The organism is Roseinatronobacter sp. S2 (assembly GCF_029581395.1).
GTDB lineage: Bacteria > Pseudomonadota > Alphaproteobacteria > Rhodobacterales > Rhodobacteraceae > Roseinatronobacter.
The window spans coordinates 11,508-29,640 of sequence record NZ_CP121113.1; the positions used below are offsets into that span (position 1 = coordinate 11,508).

Consider the following 18,133-nt stretch of genomic DNA (forward strand, 5'->3'; position numbering starts at 1 on the left):
GCCCCCGCTTGACCCATGGAAAACCCCCATATCCTGACCGAAAAACTGCGCGAACAGGGCTATGTCGCGCATCCAGACCTTGCCATGGCGCTGCATCTGTCGCTGGCGCTGGGGCGTCCGCTGCTGCTGGAAGGGGCGGCAGGTGTCGGCAAGACCGAAATCGCGCGCGCGCTTGCCACGGTGCTGGGCACCGAATTGCTGCGCCTGCAATGCTATGAAGGGCTGGACGCCGCGCAGGCGATTTATGAATGGAACTACCAGCGGCAATTGCTGTCCATCCGCGCCGCCGTAGAAGATGGCGAATCCGCGCGTCAGGCGGAATCGCGCATCTTCTCGGAAGATTACCTGCTGGAACGCCCGCTTCTGGCCGCGATCCGGCGCGAACAGGCCCCTGTGCTGCTGATTGACGAAATCGACCGCGCGGATGAAGAATTCGAGGCCTATTTGCTGGAAGTCCTGTCCGATTTCCAGATCACCATTCCCGAACTGGGCACCATCACCGCCACATCACGCCCCCATGTCATTCTGACCGCGAACGGCACGCGCGATCTGTCGGACGCGCTGCGCAGGCGGTGCCTGTATGCCTATGTCGATTACCCCGACCGCGACACCGAACTGGCCATCCTGACCACCCGCTGCCCTGAAATAGAAGCGGGCCTTGGCCAACAGATCGTAGGTTTTGTGCAAGCCCTGCGCGCTGAGGATCTGGAAAAGAAACCCGGCATTGCCGAAATGCTGGATTTTGCCGCAGCGCTTGGCGGGCTTGGCATCAATGATCTGGGCGCGGACCCTGTGGCACTGGCGGCGGCACTGGCCACGCTTTTGAAAACCCGATCCGACCGCGCCGCCATCCCGCCCGAAGTGGCCGCGCGCCTTGCAGGCCGCGCCGCATGACCCGCGATCTGACACTGAACCGCCCGTCGCGCGCCACGCGCTTTGCCGCGCGCGACCCCGGCCCCGCCGCACGACTGGCGGGGTTCATGGCGCATTTACGCGCCGAAGGGTTCCGGCTGGGCGTGGCGGAAACGGGCCTTGCCATGGCCGCCCTTGCACGGTTGGACACATTCCCCCCCGAAACCGTCTGTCGCGCGCTAAAAGCGGTTTGCGCCAGTGATGCAGACCAATCCGCACGCTTTGACGATCTGTTCAACGCGTTCTGGCTGAATAACGGGCGGGTGCGCGCGCGGGTTGTGCAAACGCGCAGCACCGCCCGCGACCACCAGCGCACAAGCCAGACAGGCGCAGGCATGGCCAGCGGCACCGGCAAGGCCCACGCCCCCGATGACGGCCACGACACTGGCGACAGCGAAAGCGGCGGCACGGGACGGTTGATGGCCACGTCTGTGCAAAACCTGATGCGGCGGGATCTGCGCGAACTGGTCAGCCCCGACGATATTCGCCATGCCGAAACCCTTGCCGCGCGGCTGGGCGCGGCCATCCGCGACCGCCGGTCGCGGCGCAGGCGCGCGCATCGGCGCGGGCGCGGCGTGGACTTGCGCCGCACCTTGCGCGCGGCCCTGTCCACCGGGGGCGAACCCTTGCACCTGCACCGCCGCACCCGCCCCGACCGGCCTGTGAAACTGGTGGTGCTGTGCGATGTGTCGGGGTCCATGCTGGCCTATACCCGCCCCTATCTGGCGTTCATCACGGGCCTGACACGGGCTGATCCCACGGCTGATGCCTATCTGTTTCACACCGGCCTTGTGCGCATTACCAGCGCGCTGCGCGATGACGATCCGCTGCGCATGCTGAACCGGTTGTCGCTTCTGGCCGAAGGGGTTGGCGGCGGGTCGCGCATCGGGGCCAATCTGGACCTGTTCGTGCGCACCTACGCGCGACGGTTTGTCAACGGGCGCAGCGTGGTTGTCATTCTGTCCGATGGCTATGACAGCGCCAGCCCCGACCAGCTTGGCCCCGCGCTTTCGCTGCTGAAAAAGCGCGGGTGCCGCATCATCTGGCTGAACCCGCTGAAGGGGTGGCGCGATTATGCGCCTGTTGCGGGCGGCATGGCCGCAGCACTTCCCCATCTGGACCTGTTCGCCCCCGCCACCACACTGGCCGATCTGGCCCGACTGGAACCGGAGCTTGCCCGCCTATGACCTTGTCTGCAACTGCCCATGCCCGCCTGAACCGCCAAATGGACCGCCTGCGCCGCGCAGGCCACCCCTTTGCCATTGCCACAATCGTGCGCACAGTGGACGCCACATCTGCCAAACCCGGTGCGAAAGCCCTGATTCTGGCCGATGGCACATTAACGGAAGGCTGGGTCGGCGGGGGCTGCGCGCGCGCGGCCATCAGCCGCGCAGCACTGGACGCCCTGCGCGAAGGGCAGCCGCAATTCGTGTCCCTGCGCCCGTCCGACCTGCTGGACGCCGAAGGGGTCAGCGCGGGCGAGCACCGCGACGGCATTCGCTTTGCGCGCAACGGCTGCCCGTCCAAAGGGTCCATGGATATTTTCGTCGAACCCGTCCTGCCCCTGCCGCAACTGATTATTTGCGGCGCGGGGCCAGTGGCGCTGGCACTGGCTGACCTGTCGGCGCGGTTTGACATGCACCGCACGCTATGCGCCCCCGGTGCCCTGCCCGACCCCGCCCCCGATGTCGAGGAATGCTGCGACAGTTTCGCCTTTGACACAGCCACTGCACGCCAGCGCTTCATTGTGATCGCGACACAGGGCAAGGGCGATGAAGCGGCCTTGCGCGCGGCACTGGCCTGCGGGGCGGAATATGTGGCCTTCGTGGCCAGCAAGCGCAAATTCGCCACGCTGGCCGCGCGCCTGCAATCAGACGGTGTGTGCCCACAAGCACTGGCACAGGTTCACGCCCCCGCGGGCTTGGATCTGCACGCCATAACCCCCGAAGAAATTGCCCTGTCGATCCTTGCGCAAATCGTGGCAACCCGCCGCGAAGGGCGGCGCATATGACCGCCTTGCGCCGCGCCTTTTTGCGCTTCTGGCCACGACTGACCCCCGAGCAGGCAGAGCTTCTGGCGAAGATCAAGTTTCCCTGTTGCTGAACACCCCAAGAAAAGAAAGAGGCACCCAATGGACCTGCAAGACGAAATCCTGATCCCCGCACCGATTGAAACCGTCTATGCCGCGCTGAACGACCCTGAAATTCTGCAAGACAGCATTCCGGGCTGCGAAGAGTTGATCAAACATTCCGACACCGAACTGGAAGCCAAGGTCACGCTGAAAATCGGGCCGGTCAAGGCGCGTTTCAGCGGCAATGTCACCTTGAACCCCGAAGACCCGCCACGGCGCTTTTCGCTGACAGGCGAAGGGTCCGGCGGGGCCGCAGGGTTTGCCAAGGGCGGCGCAACCGTGGAGTTGGAAGAACAACCAGACGGCCAGACCCTGCTGCGCTATCAGGCGCGCGCCGAAATCGGCGGCAAGCTGGCGCAGCTTGGCAGCCGCCTTATTCAGGGCACGGCCAAGAAACTGGCGGCCAAATTCTTCAGCAATTTCTCGGAAGCGGTGCAGGTTCGTGAAAACAGCTAACGCATGATCCCATCGGGCTGAAGCACCGTGATTACGGGTGTTCCTTGCCCACGGCGGGGCATGTGATCTTGGACGAAGCCCGCGCCCGAACCACCGGAATCGCGTTCTGGCATCAAGCCCGAGCGCGCGCACAGGTCGTGTTTCATCCAAGCCACCCAACAGCGCGAAATGTTGCAGCGTCACACAAGCTGGCCGGAAACAGGTTTCCATTGCGGCCTGTTTACGCTAGCCGTTACGCAACCATGTCGTGCCGATGCCTGACCCAGACCCCCGGCAGCTTGCACATAAGGTCTCTGATATGTGATCTGCGCAAGCCGCGCTTTACATGTCGGGTCTCGGGCGGCTTGAAAGGTGACCCATGCGCGGCAGTCCCGCACATGGCCATCAAATGAAAGGACACGGCGTGACGGTTCCCACAATTGGCGCAGCGATGCTGATCGACAACATGGATATTCTGCGCGACTGGCTTTTCGACAAGGACCGCCCCATCGAAATTCAGGACTTCGTCGGTCCCGACATTATTGCCGGCGACACCGGCGCGCTGGTCGAGCAGTGGCGCGCAGCCCTTCAGGGCCATAACGGGCCGCGCGGCATTCACGGGCCATTTTTCGGGCTGGACCTGTCCAACCCCGATGCCGACATACGCGCCATCATTCAAACCCGCCTGAACAAGGGTCTGGATATCGCGCAGGCGCTGGGGGCAAAGTGGATGGTGGTGCATTCGCCCTTCACCTTCTGGCACAGTCTGAATTACACGAATTACCGCCTTTTGCGCGGCAAGCTGTTTGACGCGGTGACAGATTGCCTTGCGCCCGTGCTGACACGCGCCGCAGATGCGGGCGTCACCGTAGTGCTGGAAAACATCGACGACACGGCCCCCGCCGATCGCGGGGATCTGGTGGCGCGGATCAACCACCCCAACCTGAAACTGTCCGTGGATACCGGCCATGCCGATCTGGCGCATGCCAATTACAGCGCGCCGCCTGTCGTTGATTTTCTGCATCAGGCAGGCGCGGATCTGGCGCATATCCATTTGCAGGATGTCGATGGCCATGCCGACCGGCACTGGCATCCGGGCGACGGGCGCATCAACTGGCGGCCCGTGATGAACCTGCTGGCCAACCACCCTGCCCGCCCGCATCTGCTGTTGGAAGTGCGCAACAACCAGCACCGCTTCCCCCAGACAGCGGCGTTTCTGGAAGGGCTCGTCGCGCAGCAATAGGGGCGGCGAGGTCAGCGCGCGGGTTTTCTGGCCTTAAGGGGACGTAGGTTCCATCGACAAAGCCCGCGCCAGCGGTGGGCCGAGGTCTGCCGGTCCGGCGTTATAGTGGAAGCACTTTATCCAAGCGGCATATTCCTTTGATCAAAGGCTTGGCATGCCCGTGGGCAATCGGCAGGCCGCGGGACGGCCCGCCGATGGCGCGGCGGGCTGCGCCCTTGATTCCGCGCCTTGGGGCGTCACCTTCGAGCCAGAAAACCTGCCGCCCCCGCAATCACTGCCCCTATCGCACAAGCATCCGGTTGCGCCGCAACTGCCACATCACCACCAGATTGGACATAAGCAGCACCGCAATCACGACAGCACCGCCCACCAGTGTCAATTGCCCCGGATCTTCGCCCAGCAGATACCAGACCAGAACCGGCGCAAGGATGGATTCCAGCAAAATCAGCAACGTCACTTCGGCCGAGGTGATGTAGCGCGGCCCCAATGTCATCAGCGAACTGGCGAATGTGATGAACGCGCCATGCCCCAGCAGCAGCCACCATTGCCCCGACACCGGACCCATAATATCGGCAAAGGGCGCCAGAACCAGTGCAGACCCGATCAGCGCCACCGGCAATAAGGGCAATGTCGGGCTGCCCCGCAACTTGCGCAAGGCGGTCATGGCGGCGGCAAAACAGAATGCCACGCCCACCGCCATCAGGTCGCCATGCCAATGCGCACCCGCCGTTTTCTGCGACCCTGCCAGAATGATGGCCATGCCGACGAACACGCCGCCCATCGTCCACATCATGCGGCGGCTTATGAATTCACCCAGAAAAACACGGCTCAGTATAGCTGCGAAAACCGGCATCGTGGCAATGATGAACACCACATTGGCCACACTGGTCAGCGTGACCGCCAGCACAAACCCCGTGGCCGATGTGCCGAAAAACACCACATAGGTCAGCCCCGCGCCGCCACTGCGCAAAACACTGGCAACAGCGCTGCCGCCTTGCGTGGCCAGCACGAACAGCATGATGAAAATGCCCGATGTCAGGTTTCGCCAGAACGCGATAGTCACGCCATCCGCATCGATCAGCCGCACGAACAGGGAATCGGGCACAATGAACAGGACCCCAAGGCCCGTGATCAGCAACCCTTTCAGGTGATCATTCATTCCCGTATCAAGGGGGAAGGGCGCAGCGGTGTCAAGCTACCCGGGCGCGCGTTCAGCCCAGCCTGCGAAAATCTTTTCCAGCGCGACAACGATGTAATACAGGACAATCCCCAGAAACGCCAAGGCGATCAGCACGGCAAACATCAACGGAAAGTCGGAATTGGTGCGCCCTGAATCGAACAACGCGCCCAGTCCCCGCCCGTGCGGGCTGACAATTTCCATCAGGTTGGTGCCGATGAATGCCAGCGTCACGGCCACTTTCAATGCGCCAAAAAATTCCGGCAAGGTCTTGGGCAGCGCGATTTTCCAGAAAATCGTCGCCTGCGATGCGCCAAGGCTGCGCAGGATGTCGCGGTATTCCGGCTCCAGCGTGGACAGCCCAATGCTGACCGACACGGCAATCGGAAAGAACGAAATCATGAACGCCAGAAGCACGGTGTTGAAATCATGCTGGCCCACGAACATCAGCGCGACAATCGGCACCACTGTGGCTTTGGGGATGGCATTGAACCCCACCAGCAGCGGATAAAGCGCATCGCGCATGGTGCGTGAAAACCCCATGATCATGCCCAGCAGCGTGCCGAACACCACCGCCAGAAACAGCCCGACCACAGTGCGCCACAGCGTCTGCCAGCCCATCGACAGGAATAGCGGCCAGTGGCGTTCAAACGCGGGCGGCAGGTCCGACGGCGCCGCCATCTTGAAGCGCGGCCAGCCGTTGAACCACACCAGCCATTCCCAGAACAGCAGGAACACCACCACGGCAATAACCGGCACAACAAAGGCGCGAATATGCTTGTTCATGCCGCGCCCTCCTCGGCGGTGCTGCGCCCTTGGGCAATCTGGATCTGGTGGCGCAGAATGTTCAACTGTTCAGCCGCGACTGGGGTATAAAGATCATCCAGCGTGCGCGGCCCGTCGGATGGCACATCCAGCACATATTGCGTGCGCGCAGGACGGCCCGACAGCACGACAACCTGATCGGACAAAAAGATCGACTCGCGCAGGTCATGGGTGATCAGCACACCCGTAAACGGTTCGCGTTCCTTGACGCGGTGCATGGTCTGCCACAAATCTTCGCGGGTAAACGCATCCAGTGCGCCAAAGGGTTCATCCAGAATAAGCACATCGGGCTGATGGATCAGCGCGCGGCACAGGCTGGCGCGCTGGCGCATACCGCCCGACAATTCCGACGGACGCTTGTCCTCGAACCCTTCCAGCCCGACCAGCGACAGCAGGAAACGCGCGCGGTCTTCAGCTTGTTTTTTCGACAGTTTTGTCGGCACAATTTCCAGCGGCAGCAGAACATTTTTCAAGATCGTGCGCCATTCCAGCAGTACCGGGTTCTGAAACGCCATCCCCACAGTCGAACGCGGCCCCTTGACCCGTTCGCCATGCAGCCAGACTTCGCCCTCGTCCGGTTTCATCAGACCTGCAATCAACCGCGTCAGCGTGGATTTGCCACAACCCGACGGCCCGACAACAGCCACGAACCCACCTTCAGGAACCGCAATTTCCAGCCCGTCCAGCACCGGCAACGGCCCTGAATCGGTCTGATAGGCATGCTTTACGCCTTTGATTTCGATAAGATTCTGCATCCTGCCCCCGAAGCTGTGGTCACCAGCGCGGACCGCGGGCCGCGCTGGCAGTTGCACTTGTATCAGTCCAGCTTGAACCCGCCTTCGGGCAGGAAGGCATCAGTGAAATAGACCGATGCATCGGGTTCTGTCTGATACTCATAGGTCAGCTTGATCTGCTCCAGCGAGTTGGCAAAACGGTCGGCATCAATAATGCCCATACCATTTTCCAGCACCCAATCGGTCACAACCGTATCGGCCAGCGCCAGTTCCAGACGGCGCAATTCCAATTCGCCGTCCATTGCGGGGTTTCGGCTGACCAGCGATTCAATCGCGGCCGCCGGGTCTGCAATCGTGTCCACCCAGCCTTTGGCAACCGCTTCAAGGAAGCCGGACACCGCATCGGGGTTCTCGGCCGCGAAATCGGTGTTGACGATGATGACATTGCCATACAGATCAACGCCGTGATCCGCCATAAGTATGACGGTCAGGTCATCTTCGGGAACGCCCAACCGTGCAGTGCTCAGGAACGATGTGAAGGAAAAGCCGGTCACCGCGTCAACAGTGCCTTCGGCCAGTGACGGCTCGCGCGTTGGAAAGCCCACTGGTTCAATGGTGACAGTGCTTTCGTCAATGCCGGTTTCGGCCACAAAAATCGGCCATTGCGCGAATGCGCCATCGGGGGGCGGTGCGCCCAGAATGCGCCCTTCCAGATCGGACGGAGTTTCAATGCCCAGCGACTTGCGGCCCACAATGGCGAATGGTGGCTTGTCGTAAACCATCATCGCGCCGATCACAGGCGCATCAGGGTTTTGGTCAAGGAATTTGATCAGGCTGTTGATATCGGCAAACCCTACGGGGAATGCGCCGGTCGCCACTTTGGGAATGGCATCAAGGCTGCCCTGCCCTGCGGTCACTTCCACTTCAAGGCCAGCATCGGCGAAATAGCCCTTGTCGATGGCCACGAAATAGGGGGCAGATGGCCCCTCGAACCGCCAGTCCAGTGCGAATGGCATATTTGTCTGCGCATGCGCAGACACTGCAAGGGCACCAAAGCCGATTGCAGCGGTCAAAGTGCGGTGGAACATCAAGAACCCTCCTGTTGATCTTACGTCATTTTGCGTAAGTTGTGTTTGGCACGCTGTCATTGCGCAGACGTGGGCACCAGGCATTCTTGGCACCGCAATGCCGCATTGTTGGGCATTCGCAACATGGATGCAAGAAATTTGATCACATCAGGAATTTTTGACCGCACCGCAATACGCCACCTGCCGCGCCGGGGCATGCCGGACCAGCAGGATGCGGGGCATCTGCGTGCAGTTTTTAATGCGCTCCGGCTTTTCGGTGAATCGCCGCAAACGCATTAAGCTTCTGTTTTGTCGCAATTTCGAACCGAAAAATTCTATCACCTTTTTCTGAAATTGCGTTAATGCGGCCTATGCGGCAACCACCTGATTGCGCCCCGCATGCTTGGCATCATACAGCGATTTATCCGCACGCCGAAGCCAATCCTCGATGCTGGTGACGGACTCGGTATAGGACGCCAGCCCGATGCTGATGGTCAGCCGCCGCCCCCCAAGTTCGGGAAGCTTCAGTTGCGACACGCTGCGGCGCAATCGCTCGCTTTGCGCAAGCGCGACATCCGGTGTCACATTGCGCAACAGGACAAGGAATTCCTCGCCGCCATAACGCCCGATCAGGTCACTCTCGCGCAGGTTTTTCTTCAAGATCGCGCCAACGGCGCGAAGGGCCGTGTCACCTGTCGCATGGCCGAATGTGTCATTTATGGATTTAAAATGATCTATATCCAGCAAAAGCAGGGCTTTAGGTGTCTTGTCGCGCGCTTCAAATTCTGATCTCAGCCGCGCATCAAAAGCGCTGCGCGTCAATGTTCCTGTCAGCGTGTCGTGGCGCGATACCAGCCGCAGCTCCATCTGGGAAACAATCAGGCTTGCGAAGCTTTGCAGCACCTTGATCTCTCCCTCAGAAAAATCGCGTGGGGTATGGCCCAGAATACATAACGACCCGATGTTGTATCCATCCGGCGAACGCAAGGGCACACCAAGATAATACCGCACCCCCGGCGCACCTGTGACCATCGGATTACCTGAAAATCTTGAATCGCGTGTCGCATCCGCAACTTTCAAGGGCCTGTCATCGCGGATGGTATGGTCACAAAAGGCAATGGATCGCGGTGTTTCTGTCACATCGACACCGGAAATCGCCTTGAACCACTGCCTGTCACTGTCGATCAATGAAATCGCCGCAATCGGGGCGTTCAACACGGTTTTGACCAGTGAAATAATATCTTCGAATTCCACTTCGGGGGCGGTGTCCAGAATCTGATACCGTTTCAGGGCCGCCAGACGGCCATGTTCATCATCTGCTTTCAGCTTCGCGGTGAATGTCATCGCATGTCCTCCAGACGGATCGCTTCAAGAATTTTGGCCTCGTAACTGCAAATCAGGACATGAACATCACGCCTGATCTGGTCTTGGGAACGGCCTGTCGATTTCAAGGCCTTTGTCAGTTGCACAAGGTTTTGGTAATGTTCATGCACAACCGGCACAATTTCCGCAGGCAGTTCCGCTTCCCATCTGGAAACGAATCCTTCAAGCTGCGCTGTCGTATCGTGACGGTCTGTGCTCATCTTATGACCTTTCTGTCAGTGGTGTCTCACTCCAATGCGCGCAGGGCATTGCGTGTCTCGCGCGTGGAAAGCTGGCGGTGCAGGGTCATGAAGATCTCACGCGCTTGCGCCTGTCGCCCCTGATTGAGCAACGCATAACCGCGCAGCAACCCCAGATCACGGCGCACATATCCAGTCAGGTTTTCATGGGCCTCGAAGAAGGCAATGGCGCGGGCATAATCGCGGTTTTCATAGGCGCGCACGCCGCGCTGGTCCAGAATCTGGCTTTCCACCTCAATGCGTTGCTCGCGGGTCAGATCGGCGCTGGCGGCCAGTTGTGCGGCCTGTTCGGTCATGTTCAGCTTCAGCAATGACAACATCCAGCCATAGGCGGCATCGCGGCGCACCGTTGAAGAACTGCTGCGCTGCGCCACGAACTGAAATGCCGATATCGCCTCCATCGTGCGTTCGGCATTATAGGCGCACCAACCGCGCTGGAACATGACCGTCACATTGCTGGTATTGGCAGACAGCGCCAGACATTCCGCCCATGCCCCGCGCTGCGCGGCACGTTCCACGGCGCTTTGACTGGCGGCAGGGGCAGTGGACGGTTGTGCAGGGGCCGACGGGGCCGCAGCCGTCGGTGCGGGTGGTGTGGCGGGTGGTGCTTCGGCAGGCGTGGACGGGCGGGCGGGCGGGGCCTGTTGCGCGGTTTGCCCGTCTGGCCCGTCTTCCAGTTCGATAACCTGATCACTATTGCGCCCGCGCGCGGGCGCCTGTCGTCCTGCGCGCAAGCGGTCTTCGGTCTGGCGCACCAGTCCTGCCATTTCGTCATGCTGATCCTGCGCAAGATCAGAAAGCGCCGCCAGTTCATCCAGATTAGCAACAGCATCTGCCTTTTCCAGTGTGGCGACCAGAATGGAACGGTCCGGGCACGCCCCGATGACCGAACGGTAAATGCCCAGCGCCTGCACCGTATTGCCTTGCGACAGATGAATGTCCGCAAGTTCCCACGCGTTATTGACCCGTTCGCACGACAGCAAGGCAGGGATTCCGCGCACTATGCCAATGGCCGCATTCATCTGCCCAGCAGCCACCGCCGCCGAAAATTCGGCCTGACCTTCGGACAGCGTCAACAGATCCAGCAGGTCTGACGGGGGTGCCCAGTCGGGGTATTCCCGGTCGGTTTCGTCAATCAGGGCGCGGGCGGCCGCGAAATCATCCGCTTCGATCAGTCTGTATATCTGGTCAATGCTGGCAGGCCCGTCCCCATCCAGCAGCTGCGACACATCAGACGGGGGTGTCCAGTCAGGGAACTGGCTTTGCAGGCGGCGCAGTTCGGCACTGATGGCGGGATCATTGCCCTGATCCAGATAGAACCGCAACGCCTGCAAATCACTGCTGGACGGGCTTTGCGCCGCCACTGGCGCAATGGTGCCGAATGCGCAGGCACAGGCCAGCACAACAACCCGGCCAAAGGTGGTCAGATGGGACGACATGACGACAAAACCTTGATTTGCGCCAGCAGCACGAACATGTGCAGCGTGGCAGGGTAATAGGGTTGGTCGGCGGCGAAAGGCGGAATGGCCGCGCCCTTGCCGCCCTGGGCCGCGCAATCTGCAAGTGCTGCAATGGCGCGAAATCCGGCATCGCGGCTGGTCTCAAGGATTGCCCCGCTGATGCTGTCAAGGATTGTGGCGGCTTGTCCCTGCGGGGCCTGCGCCATGGCCGCCGCCGCGCCCAGCACCGCGCGGTGCGACGCATTCCCTGACCAGATCAGGTACAGCGGTATGCGGATGGCTTCATATCCGGTATTCGCGGAAAACCCGTCTGCGGGGCGGGGACCGTCAGCTGTCAGTTCCAGCCAGTCGGGCACCAGCCCTTGCGCGGCAATCTGATCCATCAAGGCAAGCCCTGACTGCGCAACCTGTTCCAGTTGCGCCTGCCCGCTGGCAATCGCCAGATCGCGCAGCGCCACGGGCATGATGTAGGACGGGTTGAATATAACGCTGCCCGCGCTTTGGAACCCGTATTCCGCAGGCAAAAGAACAGGGGTGTCAGGCCGGTCAGGGCGCATGGCCACACATTTGTCCACCAGATCGGCGGCAATGCCGCGGGCGCGTTCGCGCCATGCGGCTGTCCCGAATTTTTCCGCACCCAGCAACAACGCCCAGGCATAGAACAGATCGCCATCGCTGGCATTGTTCAGGTCGGGCACACGTTCGGGCGTATCTGGCAACCACCGCCACGCCAGCAAATTATCTGACCGGATCGCCAGATTGGAATCGGACCATTCGGCCATACGCCGGAAGGCATCGCCATCACCCATCTTGGCCGCCAGAACCATGCCATAGCCCTGCCCCTCGGAATGGCTGGCACTGCGCTGGGGTTCATCAATCACACGGCCACTGAAATCCAGATGCCTGTCGCGCCATGCCAGCCAAAGGGGCCATAATGGCTGCGTGCCGTCATCTGACAATGTCTGCGCATATGCGGCGGGCCAACCAAACTGGCACAGGGACGCGGCAGCAGCGGTGTTCAGGAATGCACGTCGCTTCATTGGTCAGGCTTTCTTGTCAGCTTCAGGAAAAACAGCGCAATCCCTGCCGAGAGCAGCGCCAGAAAAATCACCACCCCAAGAAAGACCAAGGGCTGCAAGGTTGCGTAATTGCCCAGGATCGGGCGCAGGGTGTTCCAGCTGACCCCCTCTTGCACGATCAGCGGGCGTGACGGGTCAGTCCAGTTCCGCCACCCCCCGGCACTTGTGTAAAGGGCCACCTGCCCGGATGGCCCGTCGCGGCTTGCCACCAGTGAACGGACAATCATGGACGGCGTTGCATGCGGGGCGAACACCAGCCAGATGTCCCCCGGCTGTCCCGTATCAGGTTGCAGCAGCGCGGCGTCCGCCTCTTGCCCGTGCAACCAGTCAATCAAGGATGGGGTGCGCCCGAAAACCAGCGATCTGGCACTCAAGCGCAAGCGGTTGGGCCAGTCGGCCACTCCGCCGAGGCTTGGCAGGTTGAACAGGCTGGTCGGGCGCTCGACCATATCCCACGCGGTGGCGGGGGCCGGATCTGCCGCAGGGCGGATGATATCCCTGCTAAGTGCATCTTGCAGGCCGCGCATCACATCGCCCCCCAAGGCAGCATACAGGTCAGGCAGGTCGGCAAAACTGGCCACAGTCAGCTGCACATACGGGCTGCGCGGACCATCACCACCCTGGGGCAGCATCAGGGCTGCGGCGATCTGCGGCACAACACCGGGGGACAGTTGCGCGGCTGCGTGATCCGTGGTGACAATATTTTCGGGGGCCATCAGCGCCAGTGACATGTCGATTGACGGCAATGTCATCGACGGCGATGCGGGGACAAACAGGCGGCTGCCTTCGGAAATTTCCACAACCGGCCCGTCCATCGGCGGGCAGGCGGCATCTGGCGGATCGCCGGGAATCAATGCCTCGAATTCAAGGCGGTTGGCACCGGGGTGCAGCAGGTTGGCACCGAATGCAACCGGCAGGCTGGGCATGTTATGGCCACCATCGCGGTCAAGGGGCAACATGCGAACAGGCGTTCCGTTCACCTTGACCAGCAACAACGCACCATCCGGCAGGTTCTGGGCGAAGCGGTAATCCAGAACCAGTCGCGCCTTTTGGGAAGCCAGCAGCACCCAGTTCCACGGCAACGCAAAATCGACCGACATCAGAATATAGCGCCCCTGTCCGGTCAGCCGCGAACTGCCCAGATCCGACAATGTCTGTTCCTGTCCCGGTGTCAGGACAGGCAGGCGCGTTGAAAATGCTGGCTGGAACGCCTCCATCAACGAAGAACTGATCGATGCGTAATCCGAATCCCGCTCGACCAGCAGCACCATTGCCCCGTCGCCCCCGCGCATGATGCGGGGCTGCTCCAGCCCCGCACCCGCGGGCAGTGCGGTTATTCGGGCCAGTTCGGGCGTGTCAGGTGCCATCCCCCAAAAGGGCGCACTTACAATTTCGGGGGGTGTTCCGCCCAGCGCCGCCGCCACCTGCCCCATAAACGGGGCTGCATCCAGCAACGACGCATCAGGGTCGGGGCGCCGCACCGTGATTGGCTGCCCGCGCCCCGCCTGCGCGGCAATCGCCGCCAGAAAACCCACCGGCCCCACGCCGAAACTGTCGGCAGACACAACAATGCCGCTGTTTGCGGCGTCAATCTCGGTCCATAAGGCGAAGGACGCGTCCGGTCCGCAGGCCACACGATGCGTTTGCAGCGCCCGCACTTCGACACTGTTGCGCCCCGCGCGCAACAGCCCGTCCGGCACAGCAAGCACATCCTGACCGAATTCGCTGAAATTCTCGGGCCGGATTTCCCCGATATCCACATCATTGACAAGAATGCGCAGGCTGGACCGCTCTGGCAGGGCGTCAATGCCGGTGCGATGGGCAATGCGCAGCTCGGTCGCGCCAGGGGTTTCGGGCAGGAACAGAATGAAACTTTCGGCAGACGCCTCTCCCGTCAGGCGCGTGGCCTCGCCCTCCACAATATGTGGCCGGATTGATCGCAATGGCACCAGCACATCATCCGCAATGTCCGCCGCACCGGCATCTGCCACAGCCGTGCTATCGCGCCCGCGCGCGGCTTGCTCGGCAATCGATTGCGCGGGTGGCACCTGCGGCAGCGGCAGATGCGGCGTGTCTGTCGGTGCTGTATCCATAACACCGGGGTCAAGCTGGATCAGTTGCGCCGCCGCAGGCAAGGCCGCCATCATGACAGACAACACCACCACCGATACGCAGACTGCCAAGGTGCGAAGGGGGGTCATGCCTTGCCCCCCTCATCATCCGCCATAATGAAATCCAGCCCGTCGGCCCTGCGCGGGCGATGACCGGATGGCGGCGTCGGGTCAAAATCCTCGCCAAAGGCCAGCAGGTGAACCGCACCCGTAGCTTCCGCGCTCCCTTGTTTCATACGCCGTCGGCGCCCCGGCTCGTTCATGAAATCGCGCAAGGTTCGCGGCATGGATGTCAACGCAAGCCAGAACACATAAACCAGCCCCGCAAAAAGCCCCTTGGGGCGCGTGTCATCATCGCGCATGCGCCGCCAGTTCTCGCTATCGGCAAATATCAGATAGGCCACGCAAGCCCGCGTCTGGATGGGTTGGTCGGGAACAAACCGCAAGCCAACCACGATCCCTGAAGATGTGCGCGTCATCGACTGCACTTGCGTCACCAGATCATGCTCCAGATGCGGGGCCTCTGGAAATGACGGGTGCAAAACCAGCCGCGTGCCCTTTTCCAATGCTGTGCAGATTTCGTGCTCGGGGCTGTCATGCGCCGGTATGGGAATGTCCACACGCGCGCCCCCCGTAGATGCATCGGTTATCATGACATCCAGCGCGCGCGATTCTGTCGCGTCCTGCTGCACGACGCGTATCTGCGCAGGGGTCGAAACCTCTACGCGGGGAACGGTGCGGCGCTGCCGTTTTTCCGCCACCGCCCGCAGCGCCAGCCCCGTCAGCAGGAAATTGAACACGGCCCATCCCCCCACAACCTCGATCGTGGTCCGGTCACCGGGAAAGGCAAACCAGCGAAACACGGCAACCGCCAACCCCAGCGCCAGCAAGGCAAACAGCGCCAGAAGGGGTTTGTAGATTGGCGAAATCGCATCGCTGTCCAGCGTTTCATCCTTGGCGGTCACCGCAAATGTCGCCGCACGCGGCCGCAGAATAGTTTTTACGATCTGCATCCCCAGATAGGGGGCCTGCGCCACTTCATACACTTCGGAAATCAAGGGCCATCGCACCCTGCAAAACAACGCATTCTGAACCAGAAAACTGACCAGCAGATAACTGACCATATAGGCCAGCACTTCCGGCCCCGTCGCCACAAAAATTTCCAGCCCGAAAAACAGATAAAACAACGGGATGATCAAAAACCCGATGCGCACCAGCGGGAACAGCCAGAAACTCATAGAATTGATATAGCAAAGGCGTTGCTGCGGCTTCAGCCCGCGCCGGAACAGGGGGTTTTTCAACAACAACATCTGGGTCATGCCCGTGGCCCAACGCCCGCGCTGCTGGATGAAGGTCGAAAATGTTTCCGGTTGCAGGCCCGCAATCATGGCGCGGTTGACATACATGCTTTCCCAGCCGCGCGCGTGAATATCCAGCGCCGTTTCGGCATCTTCCGTGATCGTCTCGCCGGAAAACCCGCCCACCTCGTCCAGTGCCGCACGGCGCAACACCGCCGCAGACCCGCAAAAGAATGCCCCCTGCCAACGATCCAGCCCACGGTGTATATCGGTATAGAACATCTCGTTTTCCGCAGGGCAGTCCCGCGCGAATCCCAGGTTTCGCTGAATCGGGTCCTGATTGATGAAAAAATGCGGCGTCTGCACCAAAAACAGGCGCGGGTTCTGCACGAAATAGCCGACAGTGCGCGCAAGGAAATCGCGGCTTGGCACATGGTCGGCGTCAAACACCACCACCAGATCCCCATCCAGCCGTTCCATCGCCGCGCTCATATTGCCCGCTTTGGCATGCTCATTGCGCGCGCGGGTGCTGTATATGACATCCAGATCAGCGCACATTTTCTGCAATTCCGCGCGCCGCGCGCGCGCGGCTGTCGCGATGGCCGGATCGCTATGGGCGCAGCGCTGGTCTGTGCCCCCGTCATCACACAGCACAACGCGCAACTTCTCGGCCGGATAGAATATCTGCTTGGCCGCCGACAAGGTTACACTCAGCATCTCTGGCGGCTCGTTATAGGACGGAACCAACACATCCACCCGTGGCAAATCTCTGGCCCGCACGCGCTTGGGCAAAGGGTGGTCGATGGGGTCGGAATTGATAAAGGCCGTCAGGAAAAACACCCCGATGGCATAGGTTTCAATCGCAAACAGCAGCAATGCCACCGCAAGGGACACCGGCGCATCCGGCGACGGCAGGGTTTCCGTCAGCCGCCAGATCCAGTAGCGCAGGATCAACAGGCTTGCGATGGCCAGCAACGCCAGCCGCGCGACAATCCGGCGGCGGGCAAAAGGTTTCAGCACCACGACAATCCCGACAGTCACCACCCCCAGCAGCGCCTGAACCTGTGTGGATGTGGGCGTCGCAGCCAGCACCACAATCGGCACCAGCAATATGATCCACAAAAGACCAAGCAGCCAGGCCCGCGCCGGACGTGTGCTCCCCCCGCGGGCCGTCATGGTGCTGGCGCCGCAAGCGGGGACAAATTGCGCTGAGATACATCGCCAGACGGGCGGGCCCGCGCGGAAAAGGCAACCGCGTCAGGGGCCGCAGGGGCAAGGGCCGCATCCGCCTCGCCCCGCACGCAATTGCGCAACACCATATCAATCGCACTGGCCTGTCCGGGCAACACGCGCGCGCCGACCCCCAGACGGCGCAGCGCCAGAACACAGCTGGTGCCCGCCCCGTCGCTCCATTCCGCCCAGCTCAGCGCACCCGCACTGTCGGTGCGCCCGCGCATGGCCGACAAGTCATCTTGCGAAAACGGATAGGGCAGGCCACCGGCCTGCTCCAGCACGCGCTCCAGCCTGATTACACCGGGGGATCCGGACGTGATTGCGCGCAAAAAGATAAAATTGTCGCCCTGCAAGACTGTGGCATTCGGCAGGGCAATACGCTGCTCGACCAGCCCACCCGCGCGGCGCTCCATGACCAGCCGCGCCTCGGGCACATGAACCCAGGCATTTGCCGCAGGCACAATCGCCCATTCAGCCCGCGCTATCTCGGCTTGCAACTCATGCGGCGGCTTGGGCAACGTCATGCATCCGGCCAAGCCCGCCACAACGCCTGCAAGGATCAGAGCGGGCGGGCAATGGGCTGCCCAGTTGGGGTTGCGTCGTTTCAAATTCAAACCTGCACATTCTTATGTGTGACCCACGATTCACACGCCGCATCCCACAACCTATAAGCGAATAAGCGTTCAGTTTGAATAAAATAATGTGTTTCTTCACATGTCGTGACAATACTGCAAACCCCCTGTCAGGATTTGCAACCCGCCGCATACTATGGGACTCCATGACCAAAGCGCCCAGACATCTGCACC

General features: G+C 61.3%; 16 protein-coding genes. 5 read left to right on the forward strand and 11 right to left on the reverse strand.

What is annotated here, in order from left to right; translation table 11 throughout:
* Positions 1–15 precede the first annotated feature (15 nt).
* From P8S53_RS00055 to P8S53_RS00075, 5 genes are all read left to right on the forward strand, one after another.
* Complete coding sequence (locus P8S53_RS00055) at positions 16–894, forward strand: MoxR family ATPase (RefSeq protein ID WP_277805124.1); 879 nt, start codon at positions 16–18, stop codon at positions 892–894.
* Complete coding sequence (locus P8S53_RS00060; RefSeq protein WP_277805125.1) at positions 891–2,099, forward strand: VWA domain-containing protein; 1,209 nt, start codon at positions 891–893, stop codon at positions 2,097–2,099. The genes P8S53_RS00055 and P8S53_RS00060 overlap by 4 nt, the downstream gene beginning before the upstream one ends.
* Entirely contained in the window at positions 2,096–2,923 is an 828-nt protein-coding gene (locus P8S53_RS00065; RefSeq protein WP_277805126.1) for an XdhC family protein, read from the forward strand. The genes P8S53_RS00060 and P8S53_RS00065 overlap by 4 nt, the downstream gene beginning before the upstream one ends.
* Positions 2,924–3,043: 120 nt before the next feature.
* Positions 3,044–3,499, forward strand: a complete 456-nt coding sequence (locus tag P8S53_RS00070) for a CoxG family protein (protein ID WP_277805127.1) — start codon at positions 3,044–3,046, stop codon at positions 3,497–3,499.
* Positions 3,500–3,902: 403 nt separating this feature from the next.
* Positions 3,903–4,721, forward strand: coding sequence for a sugar phosphate isomerase/epimerase (locus P8S53_RS00075; RefSeq protein WP_277805128.1), 819 nt, complete (start codon positions 3,903–3,905; stop codon positions 4,719–4,721).
* A gap of 280 nt (positions 4,722–5,001) precedes the next feature.
* Here the strand turns inward: P8S53_RS00075 and P8S53_RS00080 are convergent, their stop codons facing one another.
* From P8S53_RS00080 to P8S53_RS00130, 11 genes are all read right to left on the reverse strand, one after another.
* A complete protein-coding gene (locus tag P8S53_RS00080; protein WP_277805129.1) occupies positions 5,002–5,880 on the reverse strand; it encodes a DMT family transporter in 879 nt (292 codons plus the stop codon).
* A gap of 36 nt (positions 5,881–5,916) precedes the next feature.
* On the reverse strand, positions 5,917–6,684 hold the full coding sequence (locus P8S53_RS00085) for an ABC transporter permease (protein WP_277805130.1): 768 nt from the start codon (positions 6,682–6,684) through the stop codon (positions 5,917–5,919).
* Positions 6,681–7,478 carry an ABC transporter ATP-binding protein gene (locus P8S53_RS00090; protein WP_277805131.1) on the reverse strand — a complete coding sequence of 266 codons (798 nt, stop codon included), beginning with the start codon at positions 7,476–7,478 and terminating at the stop codon, positions 6,681–6,683. The genes P8S53_RS00085 and P8S53_RS00090 overlap by 4 nt, the downstream gene beginning before the upstream one ends.
* Before the next feature lie 62 nt (positions 7,479–7,540).
* Complete coding sequence (locus tag P8S53_RS00095) at positions 7,541–8,545, reverse strand: ABC transporter substrate-binding protein (protein WP_277805132.1); 1,005 nt, start codon at positions 8,543–8,545, stop codon at positions 7,541–7,543.
* A 348-nt stretch (positions 8,546–8,893) separates the two neighbouring features.
* Positions 8,894–9,868 (reverse strand): sensor domain-containing diguanylate cyclase, encoded by a 975-nt coding sequence (locus P8S53_RS00100; protein ID WP_277805133.1) that lies wholly within the window; start codon positions 9,866–9,868, stop codon positions 8,894–8,896.
* The gene (locus P8S53_RS00105) at positions 9,865–10,107 is read right to left on the reverse strand and encodes a hypothetical protein (protein ID WP_277805134.1); all 243 of its coding nucleotides are present in this window, start codon (positions 10,105–10,107) and stop codon (positions 9,865–9,867) included. The genes P8S53_RS00100 and P8S53_RS00105 overlap by 4 nt, the downstream gene beginning before the upstream one ends.
* Before the next feature lie 26 nt (positions 10,108–10,133).
* Positions 10,134–11,585: a hypothetical protein gene (locus P8S53_RS00110; RefSeq protein ID WP_277805135.1), complete on the reverse strand. Its 1,452-nt coding sequence runs from the start codon at positions 11,583–11,585 to the stop codon at positions 10,134–10,136.
* A complete protein-coding gene (locus P8S53_RS00115) occupies positions 11,570–12,646 on the reverse strand; it encodes a glycosyl hydrolase family 8 (RefSeq protein WP_277805136.1) in 1,077 nt (358 codons plus the stop codon). Before P8S53_RS00115 ends, P8S53_RS00110 begins: the two co-directional genes overlap by 16 nt.
* The gene (locus P8S53_RS00120) at positions 12,643–14,886 is read right to left on the reverse strand and encodes a cellulose biosynthesis cyclic di-GMP-binding regulatory protein BcsB (protein WP_277805137.1); all 2,244 of its coding nucleotides are present in this window, start codon (positions 14,884–14,886) and stop codon (positions 12,643–12,645) included. The genes P8S53_RS00115 and P8S53_RS00120 overlap by 4 nt, the downstream gene beginning before the upstream one ends.
* Entirely contained in the window at positions 14,883–17,270 is a 2,388-nt protein-coding gene (gene bcsA / locus P8S53_RS00125) for a UDP-forming cellulose synthase catalytic subunit (RefSeq protein ID WP_277805138.1), read from the reverse strand. Before bcsA ends, P8S53_RS00120 begins: the two co-directional genes overlap by 4 nt.
* The gene (locus P8S53_RS00130; protein WP_277805139.1) at positions 17,267–17,941 is read right to left on the reverse strand and encodes a hypothetical protein; all 675 of its coding nucleotides are present in this window, start codon (positions 17,939–17,941) and stop codon (positions 17,267–17,269) included. Before P8S53_RS00130 ends, bcsA begins: the two co-directional genes overlap by 4 nt.
* Positions 17,942–18,133 lie beyond the last annotated feature (192 nt).

What these genes read in the sequence shown, in the direction of transcription:
- P8S53_RS00110 (WP_277805135.1), bottom strand. Translation starts at nt 11,585, where the DNA reads ATGTCGTCCCATCTGACCACCTTTGGCCGGGTTGTTGTGCTGGCCTGT.
- P8S53_RS00115 (WP_277805136.1), bottom strand. Translation starts at nt 12,646, where the DNA reads ATGAAGCGACGTGCATTCCTGAACACCGCTGCTGCCGCGTCCCTGTGC.
- P8S53_RS00080 (WP_277805129.1), bottom strand. Translation starts at nt 5,880, where the DNA reads ATGAATGATCACCTGAAAGGGTTGCTGATCACGGGCCTTGGGGTCCTG.
- bcsA (WP_277805138.1), bottom strand. Translation starts at nt 17,270, where the DNA reads ATGACGGCCCGCGGGGGGAGCACACGTCCGGCGCGGGCCTGGCTGCTT.
- P8S53_RS00055 (WP_277805124.1), top strand. Translation starts at nt 16, where the DNA reads ATGGAAAACCCCCATATCCTGACCGAAAAACTGCGCGAACAGGGCTAT.
- P8S53_RS00095 (WP_277805132.1), bottom strand. Translation starts at nt 8,545, where the DNA reads ATGTTCCACCGCACTTTGACCGCTGCAATCGGCTTTGGTGCCCTTGCA.
- P8S53_RS00105 (WP_277805134.1), bottom strand. Translation starts at nt 10,107, where the DNA reads ATGAGCACAGACCGTCACGATACGACAGCGCAGCTTGAAGGATTCGTT.
- P8S53_RS00070 (WP_277805127.1), top strand. Translation starts at nt 3,044, where the DNA reads ATGGACCTGCAAGACGAAATCCTGATCCCCGCACCGATTGAAACCGTC.
- P8S53_RS00100 (WP_277805133.1), bottom strand. Translation starts at nt 9,868, where the DNA reads ATGACATTCACCGCGAAGCTGAAAGCAGATGATGAACATGGCCGTCTG.
- P8S53_RS00090 (WP_277805131.1), bottom strand. Translation starts at nt 7,478, where the DNA reads ATGCAGAATCTTATCGAAATCAAAGGCGTAAAGCATGCCTATCAGACC.
- P8S53_RS00065 (WP_277805126.1), top strand. Translation starts at nt 2,096, where the DNA reads ATGACCTTGTCTGCAACTGCCCATGCCCGCCTGAACCGCCAAATGGAC.
- P8S53_RS00085 (WP_277805130.1), bottom strand. Translation starts at nt 6,684, where the DNA reads ATGAACAAGCATATTCGCGCCTTTGTTGTGCCGGTTATTGCCGTGGTG.
- P8S53_RS00120 (WP_277805137.1), bottom strand. Translation starts at nt 14,886, where the DNA reads ATGACCCCCCTTCGCACCTTGGCAGTCTGCGTATCGGTGGTGGTGTTG.
- P8S53_RS00060 (WP_277805125.1), top strand. Translation starts at nt 891, where the DNA reads ATGACCCGCGATCTGACACTGAACCGCCCGTCGCGCGCCACGCGCTTT.